This is a genomic window from Vibrio maerlii, from assembly GCF_003415655.1.
Classification (GTDB): domain Bacteria; phylum Pseudomonadota; class Gammaproteobacteria; order Enterobacterales; family Vibrionaceae; genus Vibrio; species Vibrio maerlii.
This window is the reverse complement of the sequence record NZ_QRHC01000004.1, coordinates 429,473-446,486: the sequence shown is the minus strand read 5'-3', so window position 1 is coordinate 446,486 and position 17,014 is coordinate 429,473. Positions and strand designations below refer to the sequence as shown.

The 17,014-nt window shown below is 44.7% G+C and carries 16 protein-coding genes; 5 read left to right on the top strand and 11 right to left on the bottom strand.

Going from position 1 to position 17,014, the window contains the following annotated elements:
- Position 1: 1 nt before the first annotated feature.
- Positions 2 to 1,540 carry a mannitol-specific PTS transporter subunit IIC gene (gene mtlA, locus DPF91_RS09480; protein WP_117234162.1) on the bottom strand — a complete coding sequence of 513 codons (1,539 nt, stop codon included), beginning with the start codon at positions 1,538 to 1,540 and terminating at the stop codon, positions 2 to 4.
- A 314-nt stretch (positions 1,541 to 1,854) separates the two neighbouring features.
- On the bottom strand, positions 1,855 to 2,082 hold the full coding sequence (locus DPF91_RS09475) for a PAS factor family protein (protein WP_117234161.1): 228 nt from the start codon (positions 2,080 to 2,082) through the stop codon (positions 1,855 to 1,857).
- 335 nt (positions 2,083 to 2,417) lie between these two features.
- On the opposite strand from DPF91_RS09475, the gene DPF91_RS09470 reads away from it, so the two are divergent.
- Complete coding sequence (locus DPF91_RS09470; RefSeq protein WP_206355550.1) at positions 2,418 to 3,620, top strand: OmpP1/FadL family transporter; 1,203 nt, start codon at positions 2,418 to 2,420, stop codon at positions 3,618 to 3,620.
- Between the two features lie 68 nt (positions 3,621 to 3,688).
- Here the strand turns inward: DPF91_RS09470 and tkt are convergent, their stop codons facing one another.
- From tkt to DPF91_RS22065, 3 genes are all read right to left on the bottom strand, one after another.
- On the bottom strand, positions 3,689 to 5,695 hold the full coding sequence (gene tkt, locus DPF91_RS09465) for a transketolase (protein WP_206355549.1): 2,007 nt from the start codon (positions 5,693 to 5,695) through the stop codon (positions 3,689 to 3,691).
- A gap of 109 nt (positions 5,696 to 5,804) precedes the next feature.
- Complete coding sequence (gene tal, locus DPF91_RS09460; RefSeq protein ID WP_117234160.1) at positions 5,805 to 6,755, bottom strand: transaldolase; 951 nt, start codon at positions 6,753 to 6,755, stop codon at positions 5,805 to 5,807.
- An 87-nt stretch (positions 6,756 to 6,842) separates the two neighbouring features.
- A complete protein-coding gene (locus DPF91_RS22065; RefSeq protein WP_164684113.1) occupies positions 6,843 to 6,983 on the bottom strand; it encodes a hypothetical protein in 141 nt (46 codons plus the stop codon).
- A 170-nt stretch (positions 6,984 to 7,153) separates the two neighbouring features.
- Between DPF91_RS22065 and DPF91_RS09455 the strand changes: the two genes are divergently transcribed.
- On the top strand, positions 7,154 to 8,134 hold the full coding sequence (locus tag DPF91_RS09455) for a sugar-binding transcriptional regulator (RefSeq protein ID WP_117234159.1): 981 nt from the start codon (positions 7,154 to 7,156) through the stop codon (positions 8,132 to 8,134).
- 26 nt (positions 8,135 to 8,160) lie between these two features.
- Here DPF91_RS09455 and DPF91_RS09450 read toward each other — a convergent pair whose 3' ends face one another.
- Genes DPF91_RS09450 through moeA form a run of 3 tightly spaced genes read right to left on the bottom strand, consistent with a single transcriptional unit; the run spans position 8,161 to position 10,521 of the window.
- On the bottom strand, positions 8,161 to 8,475 hold the full coding sequence (locus DPF91_RS09450; protein ID WP_117234158.1) for a hypothetical protein: 315 nt from the start codon (positions 8,473 to 8,475) through the stop codon (positions 8,161 to 8,163).
- Positions 8,476 to 8,509: 34 nt separating this feature from the next.
- On the bottom strand, positions 8,510 to 9,277 hold the full coding sequence (moeB, locus tag DPF91_RS09445; protein ID WP_117234157.1) for a molybdopterin-synthase adenylyltransferase MoeB: 768 nt from the start codon (positions 9,275 to 9,277) through the stop codon (positions 8,510 to 8,512).
- 8 nt (positions 9,278 to 9,285) lie between these two features.
- Positions 9,286 to 10,521 (bottom strand): molybdopterin molybdotransferase MoeA, encoded by a 1,236-nt coding sequence (moeA, locus tag DPF91_RS09440; protein WP_117234156.1) that lies wholly within the window; start codon positions 10,519 to 10,521, stop codon positions 9,286 to 9,288.
- Positions 10,522 to 10,703: 182 nt separating this feature from the next.
- Between moeA and folE the strand changes: the two genes are divergently transcribed.
- Positions 10,704 to 11,357: a GTP cyclohydrolase I FolE gene (gene folE / locus DPF91_RS09435; protein WP_117234155.1), complete on the top strand. Its 654-nt coding sequence runs from the start codon at positions 10,704 to 10,706 to the stop codon at positions 11,355 to 11,357.
- Between the two features lie 327 nt (positions 11,358 to 11,684).
- Positions 11,685 to 12,584: a 30S ribosomal protein S6--L-glutamate ligase gene (rimK, locus tag DPF91_RS09430; RefSeq protein WP_117234154.1), complete on the top strand. Its 900-nt coding sequence runs from the start codon at positions 11,685 to 11,687 to the stop codon at positions 12,582 to 12,584.
- A 50-nt stretch (positions 12,585 to 12,634) separates the two neighbouring features.
- Here rimK and DPF91_RS09425 read toward each other — a convergent pair whose 3' ends face one another.
- Positions 12,635 to 12,991 carry a MaoP family protein gene (locus tag DPF91_RS09425; protein WP_117234153.1) on the bottom strand — a complete coding sequence of 119 codons (357 nt, stop codon included), beginning with the start codon at positions 12,989 to 12,991 and terminating at the stop codon, positions 12,635 to 12,637.
- 182 nt (positions 12,992 to 13,173) lie between these two features.
- Here DPF91_RS09425 and DPF91_RS09420 point away from each other — a divergent pair, with 182 nt between their 5' ends.
- Positions 13,174 to 14,052 carry a LysR family transcriptional regulator gene (locus tag DPF91_RS09420; protein ID WP_117234227.1) on the top strand — a complete coding sequence of 293 codons (879 nt, stop codon included), beginning with the start codon at positions 13,174 to 13,176 and terminating at the stop codon, positions 14,050 to 14,052.
- An 86-nt stretch (positions 14,053 to 14,138) separates the two neighbouring features.
- Here DPF91_RS09420 and DPF91_RS09415 read toward each other — a convergent pair whose 3' ends face one another.
- Both DPF91_RS09415 and DPF91_RS09410 read right to left on the bottom strand, forming a co-directional pair.
- The gene (locus tag DPF91_RS09415; RefSeq protein ID WP_117234152.1) at positions 14,139 to 15,170 is read right to left on the bottom strand and encodes a TDT family transporter; all 1,032 of its coding nucleotides are present in this window, start codon (positions 15,168 to 15,170) and stop codon (positions 14,139 to 14,141) included.
- 433 nt (positions 15,171 to 15,603) lie between these two features.
- The gene (locus DPF91_RS09410) at positions 15,604 to 16,584 is read right to left on the bottom strand and encodes a CobW family GTP-binding protein (RefSeq protein ID WP_117234151.1); all 981 of its coding nucleotides are present in this window, start codon (positions 16,582 to 16,584) and stop codon (positions 15,604 to 15,606) included.
- Positions 16,585 to 17,014: the final 430 nt, after the last annotated feature.

Here is a 17,014-nt window from a genome sequence, read left to right as displayed (position 1 = left end):
ATTATTGTTTGTTTAGGATGCGAATAACGTCTTCAACATTGGTTGTTTGTTTTAGAGTTTGAAGCGCTTCGTTATCATCCAGTGCGTTGCTGATCGACGAGATAACCTGTATGTGTTGGTCTCCTTTTGCAGCAATAGCCACAACGATCTGTGCAGTGTCGCTCTCATCAACTCCCCAAAGTACACCCTCGTTGAATTGACAGAAGACCACACCCGTTTGGTTAACATATTGTTTTTCACCAATCATACCGTGTGGAAGAGCGATGCCTTCCCCAAGATACGTTGAGAGTAAAGCTTCGCGTTTAAGCATACCGTCAACATATTCTTGTTGAACATTGCCTAGTTTGACCAATTGCTCTCCGGCAAATTTAATGGCTTCCTCTTTTGACTCTGCTTTTAGTCCCAAGAAGATGTTTTGTTCTGATACCGATAACGTTTGCTTGCCGACGGTATGCTCAAAATGTTCCGGTTCTTCGATAACGAAATCTTGCTCGTATTGTCTAGTCTCTGATTGCTCTCTGCGTTTTTCCCATTTGATCAAGGTTAAAGCGGTTAAAAATGACACTGCAGTCGATACAAGTACCGATAGGCTAACACCTAACAGTGATGATTTTGGTGTCATTAGTAGGATTGACACGATAGAGCCAGGAGAAGCGGCAGAAATAAGGCCTGAGTTGAACACGCTGAGGATCGCAATGCCTGTCATGCTACCCAATATTAAAGCGATTAGTAGGCGAGGCTTCATCATTACATATGGGAAATACACTTCTTGGATACCACCAAAAAAGTGGATGATCGTTGCGCCTGCAGCCGTCTGTTTTACTTGGCCTTGTGTCGTCATCATGTAAGCGAGCAAAATACCGAGACCAGGGCCAGGGTTAGATTCGATTAAGAAGAAGATTGAGTGGCCAAATTCTTGAACTTGCTGAACACCAATTGGTGAGAGCACGCCATGGTTAATGGCGTTGTTAAGGAAAAGCACCTTAGCTGGCTCGATCAGAACAGCGACGATAACAAGAGTACCTGTGTCAACCATTACCTCAACACCTGCGGTCAGCATGGCTGAAACAACCGTCACCGCTGGGCCAATGAAGTAAAAAGCCACGATAGCGCCAATCATTCCTATAATGCCGGCAGAGAAGTTGTTTACCAACATCTCAAAGCCATTCTTGATACGGTTGTTAGTGAGTTTGTCGAACTCTCTCATGCATAAGCCACCAAGAGGACCAACAACCATCGCACCCATTAACATCGGTATATCAGCACCCACGATCAGCCCCATTGTCATGATGCTACTTACTACAGCTCCGCGTTCTCCATGGAGCATGCGACCACCGGTATAGCCGATTAACAGTGGCAACAAGTAGTTGATCATAGGCTCAACGATTTGCGCTAGTTGCGCGTTGGGCATCCAACCTGTTGGAATAAATAGTGCAGATATCAATCCCCACGCGATAAACGCTGCGATGTTAGGCATCACCATATTCGACAAAAAGCGTCCTACGCTTTGTGCTTTGATTTTTGAATCTGGAGATATCATGGTGACCTCATGTTTTATCGTATGGAGTATATGCAATTGTGCAATCGGCAGAAATGTATCATACGCAGTGTGACGGTAACCAAATTTTACATATTTTATGTGATCGGGATCTTGTTGGTGTTGTGGTGGTGGGTTTTTAGTGTGTGATGTGTATCACGATATTCTCTACTTTAGGCATGAGAATTAAAGTGGCCTGCAGAGAATGGGCTTTAACTTGTAACTAGATTTCAAAAGTAGTTAAAGGGAAACACAAAAAGCCTCGTACTGAGGCTAGTTGACTAAGACTTGATATTAAGATGTTAGGTCAACAGACCCTAGTGAGTTGGCTCGATAATGTCTAAAGCTGAGTTTACGGCACTTTGCACATCAAAAATTTTGCCAGCACTAGCAGGGCCTAATACATAAGAGTAGAGTGCAAATTGTTTGGTATTAGACAGCTGCAGGGTGTTGTAAAGCTCTTGACGTATTTGAGCATGCTCGGAAGCGGGTTGTTTAGAAAGACTACAAATTGCGTTGTAAACAAGAGTTGAAGTTTGAGTCATATATCCATCCTTAGATTTTCATGGGGGTAGTGGAATGAATAGGCGCGGTTAATTTTGATTATTTTATGGTGTTGCGCCGAGGTTAAGCCTAGCGTTGTTAATGCGTTGTCATAATTCTGTCATCTGATTTGGAAATATAACTGAATTGGTGCTGGCTTTAATCACCCATTTGGAGGATGTGTCGTGTAAACATAGGATCAATCTTTGAATCTTAGATTGTATATTTGTCGCTTTAACTCAAGGAATAACGAGTATTCCTATTAGCTATATTGTTCTGTCATACAATCAGTGCGCGTTTAAACTTTTTATTGAACACTTTTGAATTGAGCATTGTTATGTCGAATAGCACACACCGTTTCACCCCTAAGATTCGTTCTCTTTCATTTCTAATCGCCGCAACCTTTTCAACGACCAGTATGGCGAGTGGCTTATTCCTGCAAGAAGCTGTTGTTGCCAATGCTGGTACAACGGGCGCAGGTGATGGTGTTTACACCGAATCTGCTGCTGCGATGTGGGCAAACCCAGCAACTATGTCACATATGGGCGAGTCGATGACAACAGTGAATGCATTAGCGTTTGATCTTAAGATGGACTTCGACGATAAGCTTGGAAGTGGTGATGGCAGTGCTCAATCTTATCTTCCATCAGTAGCTGTATTTCATACTCGTCAACTAAATGACGATGTTCATTTCGGTGTGGCTTTTGGTGCGGCTGGTGGTTCTAGTCTTACATATGGAACTAACTGGGCGGGAGCAAACACGCTCGACAGCATTACACTGAATGTATTGCAGATCAACCCATCGCTTTCTTTTAAGGTGAACGACCAATGGTCATGGGGCATGGGAGCTCAGTTTAGTTGGGGATCTCTAGAACAAGATACGGAAGCTCTCTCTATCCAACAGGACGCTGATTGGGCTTATGGCTTCAATATGGGTGTAATGTATCGTCATTCAGATAATTTAGATGTCGGCTTTAGTTTTAGATCACGCTTAGAGCACGAGTTTAGTGCTGATGTGAAAAACCGTACAGATATTGAAGAGTTAAACTTACTTAACCAAGTTTCAACTGACATCAACGTTCCAGCTATCGCTGATATTAGCGTGCGATATGGTCTTACAGAAGACTTAAATTTACTTACAAGTGTTCAATTACACCGCTGGAGTGAATGGGACAGCACAGTTTTAGATTTTGGTCTATTGCCAAATAGGACCCCGATCGAAATTAATCGTGATTGGGACGACGTTTGGAAACTTGCCGTAGCAGCTGATTACCGATTAAATTCTGATTGGAGACTAAAGACGGGTATTTCTTATGAGTCTTCGCCTCAAGATGATGCCAAGAAACAGTGGGCTGATCTTCCCGTTGGTGAGCAATGGCGTTACTCAGTGGGTGCATCAACCAAATGGAATGCCACCACGATTGATTTCTTCTATGAGTATGCAGACTTAGGTAGTGTCGATATTAATAGAGCGAATATTGGACAAGTTGGCACATTCGATGGCCGTATCCACTTCGTTGGTATCAACGCAACGTTTTAATCAGAAATGCTGTAGATAAAAAGAAGCCTCGCAGTTGCGAGGCTTCATTCGTTTGGGCTTCTTTAGGATTAAGCTAGAAGCTCCTTCGCTGTGTTCACCACGTTTTCAGTTGTGAAACCGAACATCTTGAACAGTTCGCCTGCTGGTGCAGATTCACCGAACGTAGTCATACCGATGATCTTGCCACCGAAGCCAACGTACTTGTACCAGAAGTCAGCAATACCCGCTTCGATAGCGATACGAGCTGTTACGTCTGATGGTAGAACTGCTTCACGGTAAGCGGCGTCTTGCTTGTCGAATGCATCAGTAGAAGGCATTGAAACAACGCGTACTTGCTTACCTTCAGCTGTTAGCTGCGCTGCAGCTTCAACTGCTAACTCAACCTCAGAACCTGTTGCGATAAGGATAAGCTCTGGTTTGCCTTCACAATCTTTCAGGATGTATGCACCCTTAGCGATGTTCGCTACTTGTTCTGCGTTACGCTCTTGCTGTGCAAGGTTTTGACGAGAGAAGATAAGTGCTGTTGGTGCATCTTTACGCTCGATAGCCAGTTTCCAAGCTACTGCAGATTCCACTTGGTCACATGGACGCCATGTGCTCATGTTTGGCGTTAGACGTAGAGAAGCCATTTGCTCAACAGGTTGGTGCGTAGGACCATCTTCACCCAGACCAATAGAGTCGTGCGTGTAAACCTGGATGTTCTGAACTTTCATCAGAGCCGCCATGCGCATCGCGTTACGTGCGTATTCCATGAACATTAGGAAAGTCGCACCGTAAGGAACGAAACCACCGTGCAGTGCGATACCGTTCATGATAGCCGTCATACCAAACTCACGGACACCGTAGTGGATGTAGTTACCAGAGAAGTCTTCACCAGTGAGAGACTTAGAGCCAGACCACATGGTTAGGTTTGAGGGAGCAAGGTCAGCAGAGCCACCCATGAACTCAGGAAGCATTTGACCAAACGCTTCTAATGCATTTTGAGAGGCTTTACGTGATGCGATGTCAGCAGGGTTTGCTTGAAGATCAGCGATGATTGCGTTTGCTTTCTCTTCCCACTCAGCAGGTAGGTCGCCATTGATACGACGCTTAAACTCTGCTGCTTCTGCAGGATAAGCCGCTGCATATGCGTCAAACTTCTCGTTCCAAGCCGCTTCTTTTACTGCGCCCGCTTCTTTTGCATCCCACTCAGCGTAGATATCAGCAGGGACTTCGAATGGACCGTGTGCCCAACCCAATGCTTCTTTTGATGCCGCAATTTCATCATGGCCAAGAGGTGCACCGTGACAGTCGTGAGAACCAGATTTGTTTGGTGAACCAAAACCGATGATCGTCTTAGTACAGATTAGAGTAGGGCGAGGGTCTGCCTTCGCCGCTTCAATCGCAGTGTTGATCGCTTCAGGATCGTGACCGTCTACTGCTGGGATTACGTGCCAGCCGTAAGATTCGAAACGCTTAGGCGTATCATCAGAGAACCAACCTTCAACGTGACCATCGATAGAGATACCGTTGTCATCCCAGAATGCGATCAGTTTGCCTAGACCAAGAGTACCGGCAAGAGAACATGCCTCATGCGAGATACCTTCCATAAGGCAGCCGTCACCCATGAATGCGTAAGTGAAGTGGTCTACGATATCGTGACCTTCTTTGTTGAACTGAGCAGCCAATGCTTTCTCAGCCATCGCCATACCAACCGCGTTAGTAATGCCTTGACCTAGAGGACCGGTTGTTGTCTCGATACCCGGTGCGTAGCCGTACTCTGGGTGACCAGGAGTCTTAGAGTGAAGCTGGCGGAAGTTTTTCAGATCATCAATTGATAGCTCGTAGCCGCTTAGGTGAAGCAGAGAGTAAATAAGCATTGAACCGTGGCCGTTTGAAAGAACGAAACGGTCGCGGTCAGCCCACTCTGGGTTTTGTGGGTTGTGGTTTAGGTGATCACGCCAAAGAACTTCGGCGATATCAGCCATACCCATAGGCGCGCCTGGGTGACCAGAGTTTGCTTGTTGTACACCGTCCATGCTTAGTGCACGGATTGCGTTTGCTAAATCTTTTTTTGAAATAGATGGACGATTCATGTGTGTTTCTCGATTGAATTTTTTATGTAGGAAGAGAAGTTCTTAGTTGCTAGTTCCTAGAATTGATTCATCTAGGAACTAGGTTACTCTCGGCTAGGAACTGAAATTCTTATAGCTTCGCTGCAATCATGTCTTCTAGTTTGCCTTGGTCTACAGCGAAGTTACGGATACCTTCAGCAACTTTCTCTACAGCCATTGGGTCTAGGTTGTGCTCCCATAGGAACTCAGCGTGAGTCATTGGAGCAGGGCGCTCTTTAGTGCCCTTAGTGTCAACCAGCTTCTCTACTACTTCGCCTTCAGCAGCTTCTAGTTCAGCAAGAAGCGCAGGAGCGATAGTTAGGCGGTCACAACCAGCAAGTTCTAGAATCTCACCGATGTTACGGAAGCTTGCGCCCATCACTACAGTGTTGTAACCGTGCTCTTTGTAGTAGTTGTAGATGCTTGATACAGAGATTACGCCTGGGTCTTCTTGAGCTTCAAAGTCACGACCTTCTTTCGCTTTGTACCAATCCATGATGCGACCAACGAATGGTGAGATCAGGAATACGCCAGCTTCAGCACACGCACGAGCCTGAGCGAAAGAGAATAGAAGTGTTAGGTTACAGTTGATGCCCTCTTTCTCTAGGATTTCAGCAGCGCGGATACCTTCCCAAGTAGAAGCCAGTTTGATTAGGATGCGATCGTTAGAAATGCCCGCATCGTTGTACATCTTGATTAGCTGACGCGCTTTAGCAACACTGCCTTCAGTGTCGTAAGAAAGACGCGCGTCTACTTCTGTAGAGATACGGCCAGGAATGACGTTAAGGATTTCTTTACCGATGTTTACTGCAAGCGCATCACAAGTGTCTTGGATTTGCTGAGCTTTGTCTGAGCTTTGAGACTTTGCGTAAGCAATCGACTGTTCAATTAGCGGTGCGTACTCTTCAATTTGAGCTGCTTTTAGGATAAGAGATGGGTTCGTTGTTGCGTCTTCTGGTTGGTATTTCTTAATCGCATCAATCTCACCAGTGTCTGCTACTACTGTCGTTAATTTACGAAGTTGTTCTAGTTTATTGCTCATTTCGATCGTCCTATCTCTTGGGGGCAACACTCAGCATTAGTTGGCTAGTGTTTTAGCGTTTGTTAAGCAAGTTAAATTAATGGGCGTTTAACGTGATTGTTGAGTGATGTTCATTGTGATTGAAACTTTGAACATCTGCCCACTTGCTGTGTAAATGTTGATTCCATAATTAGCGCCATTTTCTTTATTAGTCAATGTGTGATCTTGCTCAGAAGTGATGAGTGTCACTAATAATTGTTCGTTGCTTATAGGCTTACCGTTTGCGTGGACATTTGCTCACCATACAGTGGATAAATCAAGGTGTGAGCATATGTAATGGTAGTGAGCGAATGTTGCACGCTTCTCTAAGTTAGAGGTAGAATTATTGCTACTGTTAATGCCTTGAACCAGGTCCAAATATGTCACAGCAAGTTGAATCCCCATCCGAACATACCGATTTATTGACTGAGATTGCAGTCAGCTATTACCAAAACGGTGCAACCCAAGAAGAGATATCCAAGAAATTTTCAGTCTCACGAGCAAAAGTAGGTCGTTTACTAAAGCAAGCTCGTGATGAGGGGATCGTTGAAATCACGGTTAAGTATCACCCGGTTTTTAGTGCGCGTATCGAAGAGCGCTTAATCGAACGTTTTGGCGTAAAGCGCGCATTAATCGCTCTGGATCAGGATGATGATGAGCATCAACGGCAAATGATCGGTGGTTTAGTTTCTAACTATCTATCCTCTACTTTAAAGAACGGAACTGTGGTCGCTGTGGGTCAAGGTCGCAATGTGGCGTCGGTCGCTCACCATGTCGGTGTAATTGCTCCGCGAGAGTGTAAGTTTGTATGTGGCATCGGTGGTATCCACCCAAGAGGGGGCAAATTCAACGCCGACCATATATGTCGCCATCTAGCTAAGAAATATGGTGGTACCTCTGAAACGCTTTATGCGCCAGCCTATGCAGAAACTAAAGCGCAAAAAGATGCGTTCATGCAGAACTCAACAGTGAAACAAACCTTAGACCTTGCTCGCAAAGCTGATTTGGCTCTAGTGGGTGTCGGTGATATGAACGAGAACAGCCATATGGTTCAACTCGGATGGTTCACGGCCGGTGAGGTAGTGCAATCTCGCTTACTTCAGGGTGTAGTTGGAGACTTTGCAGGTTATGACTTCTTTGATGTCAATGGTGAAGTGGTTTCAACGGTTATGAATGATCGCGTGATTGGCTTGAGTATTGAAGAATTTAAACCGATTGCCGAGGTCATTGCGATAGCGTCAGAAACGTCAAAACCTCTCGCTTTATTGGGTGCATTAAGAACGGGGGCGATTGATGTGATTGCAACTAGCGTAAGCAATGCCTTAACAGTCCTTAACCTAGATGAGCAGATGAAGTATTAAGCGAGTTTGATTTCGAGTGTGAGAGGTTAATTGACGGGTGGGTGACAACTAATAAATCGCATCGTTGGCTTATCTGTCGCTTGATAGGATTGTTTAGAGAGTTTTACTTGTGAGCCTTCAGGGCAATCTTGAGAAGGTGGAATCGTCAATAAAGCGATTTCGCCATCACTCGTTTTAATGTTTAGGTAGCGACGGTGTCCGTCTAAAGACTGAGTTAGGGTTTGTGAAACTACTGTGGCGGTGACGGTTTCGTTTGACTCTGATTGGAACAGTTTTAGTACGGTATAAAGCAGAATACAGGCAACAATAAAGGCAGCGATAAGGGTCTTCGGATTGTTCATATGGTGATTCCTTTTCTTATCGCTGCAACTCAGTCTATTGGCTACATACAGGGCAAGAAGGTAACTTCATGAGCTTCATTTCGCGCCAACTTAATGTCATCGCATCAAAGATAAGTACCTTACCTGTAAGTGGTTGACCTAGGTTAGCTATCACCTTTATTGCTTCAAGGGCTTGCATCGCACCGATAATGCCAACAACAGGTGCCATAATGCCGGCTTCTACGCATGATAGTGTTCCATCACCAAACAAAGCACTCAGGCATTGATAACAAGGCTCTTCATCTTGGTAGGTGAAGACGCTGACTTGTCCTTCCATACGAATAGCGGCGCCAGATACCATTGGCGTTTTGCTCGTAAAACAAAGCTTGTTCAGTTGATTACGAGTATCGACGTTATCTGTCGCATCTAAAACGAGCGTGTGGGAATCAACAAGCTGCTGCAGTTCATTGTCACTGAGTCGTTTTTTAAGTGTATCCACGCTCAAGTGAGGGTTCAGCGCTTTCAATGACTCTGCTGCTGACTCGACTTTAGGACGGTTTATGTCTTCATCTGTGTGGAGAACCTGACGTTGTAGATTAGATAGCTCAACAATATCGTCATCAACAAGAGTGATAGAGCCAACTCCGGCCGTTGCAAGATATTGACTTGCGGCACAACCTAGACCACCAGCACCGATAATCAATATAGATGCTTGTTTGAGGGCTTCTTGGCCCTCAAAGTCAAACTGTCTCAGGATAATCTGGCGGTTATACCTAAGCATTTCTTCATCGGAGAGGATCTCCGTATCAGAAAGAATATCCATGACCTTTCCTAGTAAAGGGTTGAGTTAAAAAGTTCAATTTGAACCGTTTCACCAACCTGAACGTTGCCACGGTCGCGCTCTAGAACCACAAAACAGTTAGCCAAACTCATAGATCGGAATGCACCAGAGCTTTGGTTGCCTGTGGTTTCAACGAAGAATTGTCCGTTCTCAATAGTATAGATGCCACGTTGGTAGTCGGTACGGCCAGGACCCTTCTTGAAAGCGCTACGAGTGGTTGCTGGGATGGATTCAGGTGCTTTCCATTGAGTGTGACCAGAAAGCTTAGCTAACATTGGTTGTACTAGAACATACATGGTCAAGACTGCAGACACTGGGTTGCCTGGTAGCCCACAGAACCACGCGTTATCCAACGAGCCAAATGCAAAAGGCTTACCTGGCTTAATAGCCAGTTTCCAAAAACCGATTTGGCCTAACTCTTCTAGAATATCCTTGGTGTAATCTGCTTCACCGACACTGACACCACCAGAAGTAATCACCACATCGGCGAGCTCTTGTGCTTTCTCAAACGTCGCTTTTAGGGTTGCTGGACAGTCAGGGATAATACCTAGGTCGATCGCTTCACAGCCAAAGTTTTCGATAAGAGGCTTAATGCCGTAGCGGTTGCTGTCGTAGATTTGACCTTCTTCGAGTGATTCGCCAAGCTTTTTCAGTTCGTCGCCCGTAGAGAAGAACGCAACCTTAGGTTTGCGAATAACTTCAATGTGGCTGATACCCAAAGACGCAATCATAGGAATATCACGTGGCGAGAGGCGAGCACCTTTCTCAAGTACAACATCACCCTGGCGAATGTCATCACCAGTAGGACGAATGTTGTTTTGTGGTTTTACGTCGGTTTGATTGAACACAATGCCGGAGTCTGTCACTTCAGTGTTCTCTTGCATGATAACCGCATCGCAACCGTCAGGGATCTTTGCGCCTGTCATGATACGAATACAGGTACCTTGAGGCCACTCACCTTCAAAAGGCTGGCCGGCGAATGATTTTCCTGCCAATGGCATCACGTTTGATTGCTCGAGATCGGTGAGACGTAGTGCATATCCATCCATTGCTGAATTGTCGAATGGCGGAACAAAAATTGGAGAGAGAATATCTTTCGCAAGTACAAACCCTAAAGCGTCTGCAAGGGGCAGGGTTTGTGTCTCTGAAATTGGAGAAACAGGGTTAAGCAGCTTTTCTAGTGCTTGTTCAATTGGCATTAAGCCTGGTGCGTCACAACAACCCATGAGTGATTCCTATCATTATCATTTTTAGGCGAAGAACCTTAGCATATATCGTGTTTTGCCTCTAGCGATGCAATATGCCTGAGATCAAGAGATAACAAGAAAACGTGCGCTTAAAAAAAAGTGTAATTGTTAAAAAATCCAAGTATCCTTTGCGCTGATATTGTCATTAAAGAGGGAAATCAATGTCTGCATTGAGCGAATCAGCGCAATTAGTGAAGTCTGCGCTTGAAAGTCGAGGCTTAGAAACCCCGATGCTGCCAAACGAATTCAGCCGTGAAGAGAAGAAAGAAAAGATTGAACACCATATGCGTGAAATCCTCTCTCTTTTAGAGCTAGACCTCTCTGATGATAGCTTGGAGGAAACCCCACACCGAATAGCGAAAATGTATGTTGATGAGGTTTTCTCTGGCTTAAACTACCAAAATTTCCCGAAGATTACGGTCATCGAAAATAAGATGAACGTGAGCGAAATGGTTCGTGTGAAAGACATCACTGTGACCAGTACGTGTGAACATCACCTCGTGACGATCGATGGCAAAGCGGCTGTCGCTTATATCCCACGCGGAAAAATCATTGGTTTATCTAAGATCAACCGTATCGTTCGTTTCTTCGCTCAACGCCCACAAGTTCAAGAGCGCATGACGCAGCAGATCCTCATTGCACTTCAAACGTTGCTAGAGTCAGAAGACGTTGCCGTGACCATTGATGCAACGCACTATTGCGTAAAATCACGCGGCGTAATGGACGCAACCAGTGAGACCACCACGACAGCACTGGGCGGGATCTTTAAATCAAACCCAGCAACTCGTGCAGAGTTTTTCCACGGTTTAAGATAGCTTCTCTACAACAATCGAACTTATAGAACCCCGCTAATTGCGGGGTTTTGTGTTTTTTATACTAAATAAGGCAGGAAACTGCTCTGTATTTAAGGGCTAACTCTTTGTTTTATTGTTGTTTGTAGCTGAGATTTACTTAGCTTATCGTATCGACAATTTTTTTTTGTTTTTCTTTGTTCCGTTCAACAGTTACCTTTCGCGCCATCATCAAATACCTTTGCTAACGATTAAAAAAAGTGAAGGAAGCGATGCTCTCTAGGTCCACCCGGACCGTATAACACGGCTCAGTCGAGCCAACACTTAAAAACCATAACTTGGGAAAGCATCATGCGTATTGCAATCTTATCTAGAGATGAGAATCTATATTCTACTCGTCGACTAAAAGAAGCGGGCGAAGCTCGTGGTCACATTGTTGATGTTATCGATACATTACATTGTTATATGGATATCACTAGTAACTCACCTAAGGTGCGATACAAAGGGCAAGATTTGCCTAAGTATGATGCGGTGATTCCACGAATTGGTGCTTCTATTACTTTCTACGGCACAGCAGTGGTTCGTCAATTTGAAATGATGGGTACCTTCTGTGTGAACGACTCGATCTCAATCAGTCGTTCTCGAGACAAGCTACGTTCGCTTCAGTTGCTGTCTCGTAAAGGTATTGGACTACCACGTACAGGATTTGCTAGCCAGCCTGACAAGATCCAGGACTTGATCAAGAACGTTGGTGGTGCACCATTAGTTATCAAGCTACTGGAAGGTACCCAAGGCATTGGTGTTGTACTGGCAGAAACCAACAAAGCAGCTGAAAGCGTGATTGAAGCTTTTATGGGTATGAAAGCGAACATCTTGGTTCAAGAGTTTATTGAAGAGGCAAAAGGCGCAGACCTTCGTTGCTTCGTTGTTGGCAACAAAGTGATTGCTGCGATGAAACGTCAAGCAGGTGAGGGTGAGTTCCGCTCTAACCTGCACCGTGGTGGTACAGCGACTCTGGTTAAACTTACAAAAGAAGAGCGTGCAACGGCGATTGCGGCAGCGAAAGCAATGGGTCTAAACGTATGTGGCGTAGACTTGCTGCAGTCTAAGAACGGCCCTGTAGTGATGGAAGTAAACTCTTCGCCGGGTCTGCAAGGTATTGAAAACGCAACAAACAAAGACGTCGCTGATATGATTTTCGAATTCATCGAGAAGAATGCAAAAGAGACATCTAAGCGTTCAAATGCTTAAGTTGAGTTAATAGAAAAAAGAAAGCGCTCCGAAGAGCGCTTTCATTTGTATTAGTCCAGTTCGATATCGTAATCAGCTTCGTACACATCCGCTTGTGGTGCTTGCACTTTACCTCTACTGTTGAGGGTGTGGAAACGGCGGCGGCCACGCGCTAACGTCGTATACTTCAACCAAGTATGCTCAATCTTTGATTTTGCTTTATTTGGGTGAGCGACAACTTTAACGAAGTGTTTTTCTTCAGCGTTTTCCGGAGACAACTCTCCACTTTCTAATGCAAGAAGAGTTTCACCGTAAGTGACCAATAAATCTTCTTCTAGAAGGGTGAAGTCGCCAGATTTAGCGAAGCCACGAGGGAACTTATTGTGATCGTAAAAACGTTTTTTGCCAAAGCGGATTTCAGTATCCATGGTTAATTTCTCGTTAATTGGTAGAGTGATGAATGAACAACAACAAACGTTCATCGGCGCAAAGGTAAAGCCAAAACTTGAGAAACAACAGCAAAAAAGAATTATCGAACTGATAGAGAATATTGTTGCCAAATCAACACGGTAACAGCATCTTATAGCCCTAAATGGGCAGAGGTATTAGTGTGGACGTAAAGGTTTTTAAAACGCTTCTGGAAGTGGCAAAAGAGCGCCATTTTGGGCGTGCAGCGGAGAACTTGTTTATTACTCAAGCAGCCGTTAGTGCGAGGGTTAAACAACTCGAAGGCTATTTCGACACTCAGTTGTTTGAAAGAACCAAGAATAACATTCGGCTGACTTCTTCAGGGGAGCGTTTGATTCCTTATGCGGAAGCGATGGTAAGTACACTACAACAAGCAAAGCTTGAATTGACGCTTGAGCAGCACAAGCAGATGCAATTGATTATTGGTGGAACACCAAATACTTGGGATGCTTATCTTCAGAGTGCATTAAGCAAGATGACAATTTCATTGGCCGGCTACGGTTTTACTGCTGAATCGCAAAGCCGTGAACAGCTTAATCGTAGTTTGTTAGATCGAACTCTGGATATGGCATTCTCACTCGATCCATTGAAAGCAGATGAGTTCCACTGTGAAGTGATCGATCTTATTGACCTTGTGTTGGTATCGACGCACCCAGGTGATCTTCATGCGCAAAGCGACTTACGTTATGTGTATGTAGACTGGGGAACGCAATTTGCTCGCAAACACTCAGAGTTGATTCCGAACTCAATTATTCCTTATCTTAGAACATCGACAGGTAAGATTGCATTGGACTTCATGCTCGAGCGAGGTGGTTACGCATTCTTACCAAAGGCGCTGGTGGAGCCGTTCATTGAGAGTGAGCAGCTATTTAAAGTGGCAGGATGTGATCAGCTACAGAAACCACTTTACATGAGTTACCGTAAGAATAACCCGGGTATTAACTCTATCAAAGAAGTGGTGAAGTTAGTGAGTTCATTGGAGCAAGAGGCAAGTGCCCTGATAGTTCAAGCGGCAAACTAGGTTTATTATGCCCCTAACTTGAGAGTATTGAATGAAAATGCCCATCGTAAACGGTGGGCATTTTTGTATCTAGAAGAGGATAACCCCTAGTTTGCTTGGTCGGATTTCGATTTCTTAGAGCGAATTCGGCGATGCTTTAGATACTCTTCACGCCTTTCTTTGAATCGTTTCGGCGCAAACTTTTCCGGCCAGTACATCTTCACATAAGCACCAGACACCCAAATAACCAAAATAGTCGCGATCGTAAGCTCTAAGAAGCCGAACTTGTGTAGCCAATACCAGTGAGGGTGGTCGCTTTCAAACCAAGTAGTCAGGCGATGCATAGCGATTGAGCTAATGACCGACGGGAAGGTAACCGCAGCGATAGAGGGCTGGAACTTTAAACGCATGAGTCTGACGTAGCATAGGTAAATCAACATCGTCATCGTAATTGCGATGCCCGCTAGTGCGCCAGTTAATACTGGGTCGGGTTGCTTATAGTTAACCAAGTATGCAGTCAGCGTCAGGTTGATGGGTGCAGCCATAATCGCCAAAGTTGGACGAGCTCTTCGTGGCAGGCTGCCTTCGAACACTAGGCGATAGAGAACCAATGGCAACATAAAGAAATAGATCGCGATACAGATCATCGCGATAGTTTCAGAAAACTGCGTTAACCCTAATTCGGAACCGGCTAGAGAACTGCTGATTATCCCTACAGGATACAGAAACCAACTTGGTACGATGTTGGAAATCTTAAAGTTTTGTAGTTGGAAAGAGAAAAATAGCACCATCATGGTGACATGCAGCGATAGGGCGAAAAACCACAGAACATACGCTACTTTCGGACTGACAATAGCGAGGTAATCACACAGCACCAACAGTGCCATACTCATCGGCGCCATCAAACTGCCACTCAGCGGGTGTTTGATGTCATTGATGAAGGTTGTGTAGCTGGTGAAGTATTTGAGTAAAACGGGAATCAGCAACAATGCGCCGATGAGCACACAGTAGGGGCGCAATGTATCGCCGACCCCTGGCAAATAGAGTGACCACGCTTGCCCTAAACCTATCACGCCTAATGCTAGAGATGCCTGTGATGGAGGCACATTCTTAACATTGGTAAAGCGTCTGAGGTTCACAAGTAGGCTCCTTGGGGGATGGCTGTATCTGGTGCGCGCTAGTCTAACAAAAAAGTGGTAGATTTGCGTAGTTTCGACATGGATAAAATCTTAGCATAGCGGATAAAAAACGAGACTTACGTCAATATATCTCCGAATAGTCATTTTTTTATGCCTAAAAACTTGCGAATCGCCGGATATGGTCCATATTTAAAGCGTAAGGCAAATGACCTGCAGGGAGGAACAATCGGTCTTACTCACAATTTGGATGGATTCATTATTCAATTCTAATTCCTCGTACAAGACCAAGTGGCATCTATAGTCCGGTTATGGTTCGCGAACTCACGATTGAGTAACGAGGTGAAAGGCGTACACTAGACGGTACGCCTTTTGTTATTTTAAAAGAGTTATCTTTAGCTTTTATCCTGGCGAAAAGGGATAAACAGTACTTTTTCTATCTATCATTCTCAGAGCTAATAGAAAGCAACACTTGCTCAAGCTGGTCCCACGGCAACAGTTGATTATCTATTACTTCTAGACGGCTCTCAAAACCTTCCAATGTCACCTGATTAACGGATACCACACCATTGCTAACATTGAACGTATAGCAACCGTCACCGGTATTCATCACACCTTTTACTCGTTCAGCTGTGAGATCGGATAACACAGAGAACAGGTCATTAAAGTTAAAGGTAACTTCTGAGCCGAAAATCCACCCGCAACTAAAGTAACCTTGGCCCTTATTTTCTTTTCTAATGAAGCTTTGATTTGGCGGCAGTTGGAACTGAGGCTCCATCTCTGCGTGTTCGTGATGGTGGCTTTCTACTTGCTCACTTTGTTGGGCGTTGCTTGGCATATCCAAAAGTTCAAATGCAAAGTCACCATTTTCTACCAATTGCGAAAATGATTTTTCAGGGACTTGTTGACTGACCCATTCAGAGAAGGCTTGTTTGTCTTCCTCGCTACACTGGTCGGCTTTATTGCCGATTATGATGTCAGAGATAGCCAACTGGTCATTGAAGTTCTGGTTGGTGGTGTATTTTTCAATAGAGAGGTTTCGAGGATCAACTAATCCAATGGTTGCACGAAGGTCAATGTAGTCAGCAAATTGCGAAGACGATAGTGTAGCTAGAACCTTATGAGCATGGCCTAAACCTGTTGGCTCTACAATTAATCTATCTGGATTGGTGCGGAGCAGAGCTGTAATTGCAACCGACATAGGAACGCCCGCTGCGCAACACATGCATCCGCCAGGGACTTCTTTAATCAGCGCACCCTGATCGGTCATCATTGCGCCATCGATTCCAATCTCACCAAACTCGTTAACTAATACTGCCCAGTTTTCTTGTTCTGGTTTGTTTTTGAGAAGATTAAGAATGGTGGTTGTCTTACCGGTCCCTAGAAAACCAGTGATAATATTAGTAGGTATGCGCATGATGTTTTTGCTTGCTTAACGTCGTGTTTATGATTCGTCTTATCCTACTACGCTTTGATTTGTAGGGCACTACAAATGCATCAATCATAAACGACTGTTATGTGCCAGTAGAGCGAATTAACGTCGGCGTTATCTATTCGTATAGATAGAAAATATTTGTCAAAAATCAGAACAAAATGACTAGACGTAGCGCATTCAGAGGAATAGAATCCGCGCTGTTTGGGGAGTAGTCGCCTCTGGTTTACTTATCGTCATCTCGTTAGAGCACAAACTGATTTGTGCCTCTATCCGGTAAGTATAAGTTCAAGCATCGCTTAACTTCGACGAGACCAACGCATTCATTACGATCACATGTCTATGACGTGGGGTTTTGCTTTTGTATGCGGTGGGATTGTCTTTATATCTTTTCAATCCCTCCGTCCTGGAGGAA

Bases quoted from the DNA above. Each gene is read 5' to 3' on its own strand.
- mtlA (WP_117234162.1), bottom strand. From the start codon at position 1,540: ATGATATCTCCAGATTCAAAAATCAAAGCACAAAGCGTAGGACGCTTT.
- DPF91_RS09475 (WP_117234161.1), bottom strand. From the start codon at position 2,082: ATGACTCAAACTTCAACTCTTGTTTACAACGCAATTTGTAGTCTTTCT.
- DPF91_RS09470 (WP_206355550.1), top strand. From the start codon at position 2,418: ATGTCGAATAGCACACACCGTTTCACCCCTAAGATTCGTTCTCTTTCA.
- tkt (WP_206355549.1), bottom strand. From the start codon at position 5,695: ATGAATCGTCCATCTATTTCAAAAAAAGATTTAGCAAACGCAATCCGT.
- tal (WP_117234160.1), bottom strand. From the start codon at position 6,755: ATGAGCAATAAACTAGAACAACTTCGTAAATTAACGACAGTAGTAGCA.
- DPF91_RS09455 (WP_117234159.1), top strand. From the start codon at position 7,154: ATGTCACAGCAAGTTGAATCCCCATCCGAACATACCGATTTATTGACT.
- DPF91_RS09450 (WP_117234158.1), bottom strand. From the start codon at position 8,475: ATGAACAATCCGAAGACCCTTATCGCTGCCTTTATTGTTGCCTGTATT.
- moeB (WP_117234157.1), bottom strand. From the start codon at position 9,277: ATGGATATTCTTTCTGATACGGAGATCCTCTCCGATGAAGAAATGCTT.
- moeA (WP_117234156.1), bottom strand. From the start codon at position 10,521: ATGGGTTGTTGTGACGCACCAGGCTTAATGCCAATTGAACAAGCACTA.
- folE (WP_117234155.1), top strand. From the start codon at position 10,704: ATGTCTGCATTGAGCGAATCAGCGCAATTAGTGAAGTCTGCGCTTGAA.
- rimK (WP_117234154.1), top strand. From the start codon at position 11,685: ATGCGTATTGCAATCTTATCTAGAGATGAGAATCTATATTCTACTCGT.
- DPF91_RS09425 (WP_117234153.1), bottom strand. From the start codon at position 12,991: ATGGATACTGAAATCCGCTTTGGCAAAAAACGTTTTTACGATCACAAT.
- DPF91_RS09410 (WP_117234151.1), bottom strand. From the start codon at position 16,584: ATGCGCATACCTACTAATATTATCACTGGTTTTCTAGGGACCGGTAAG.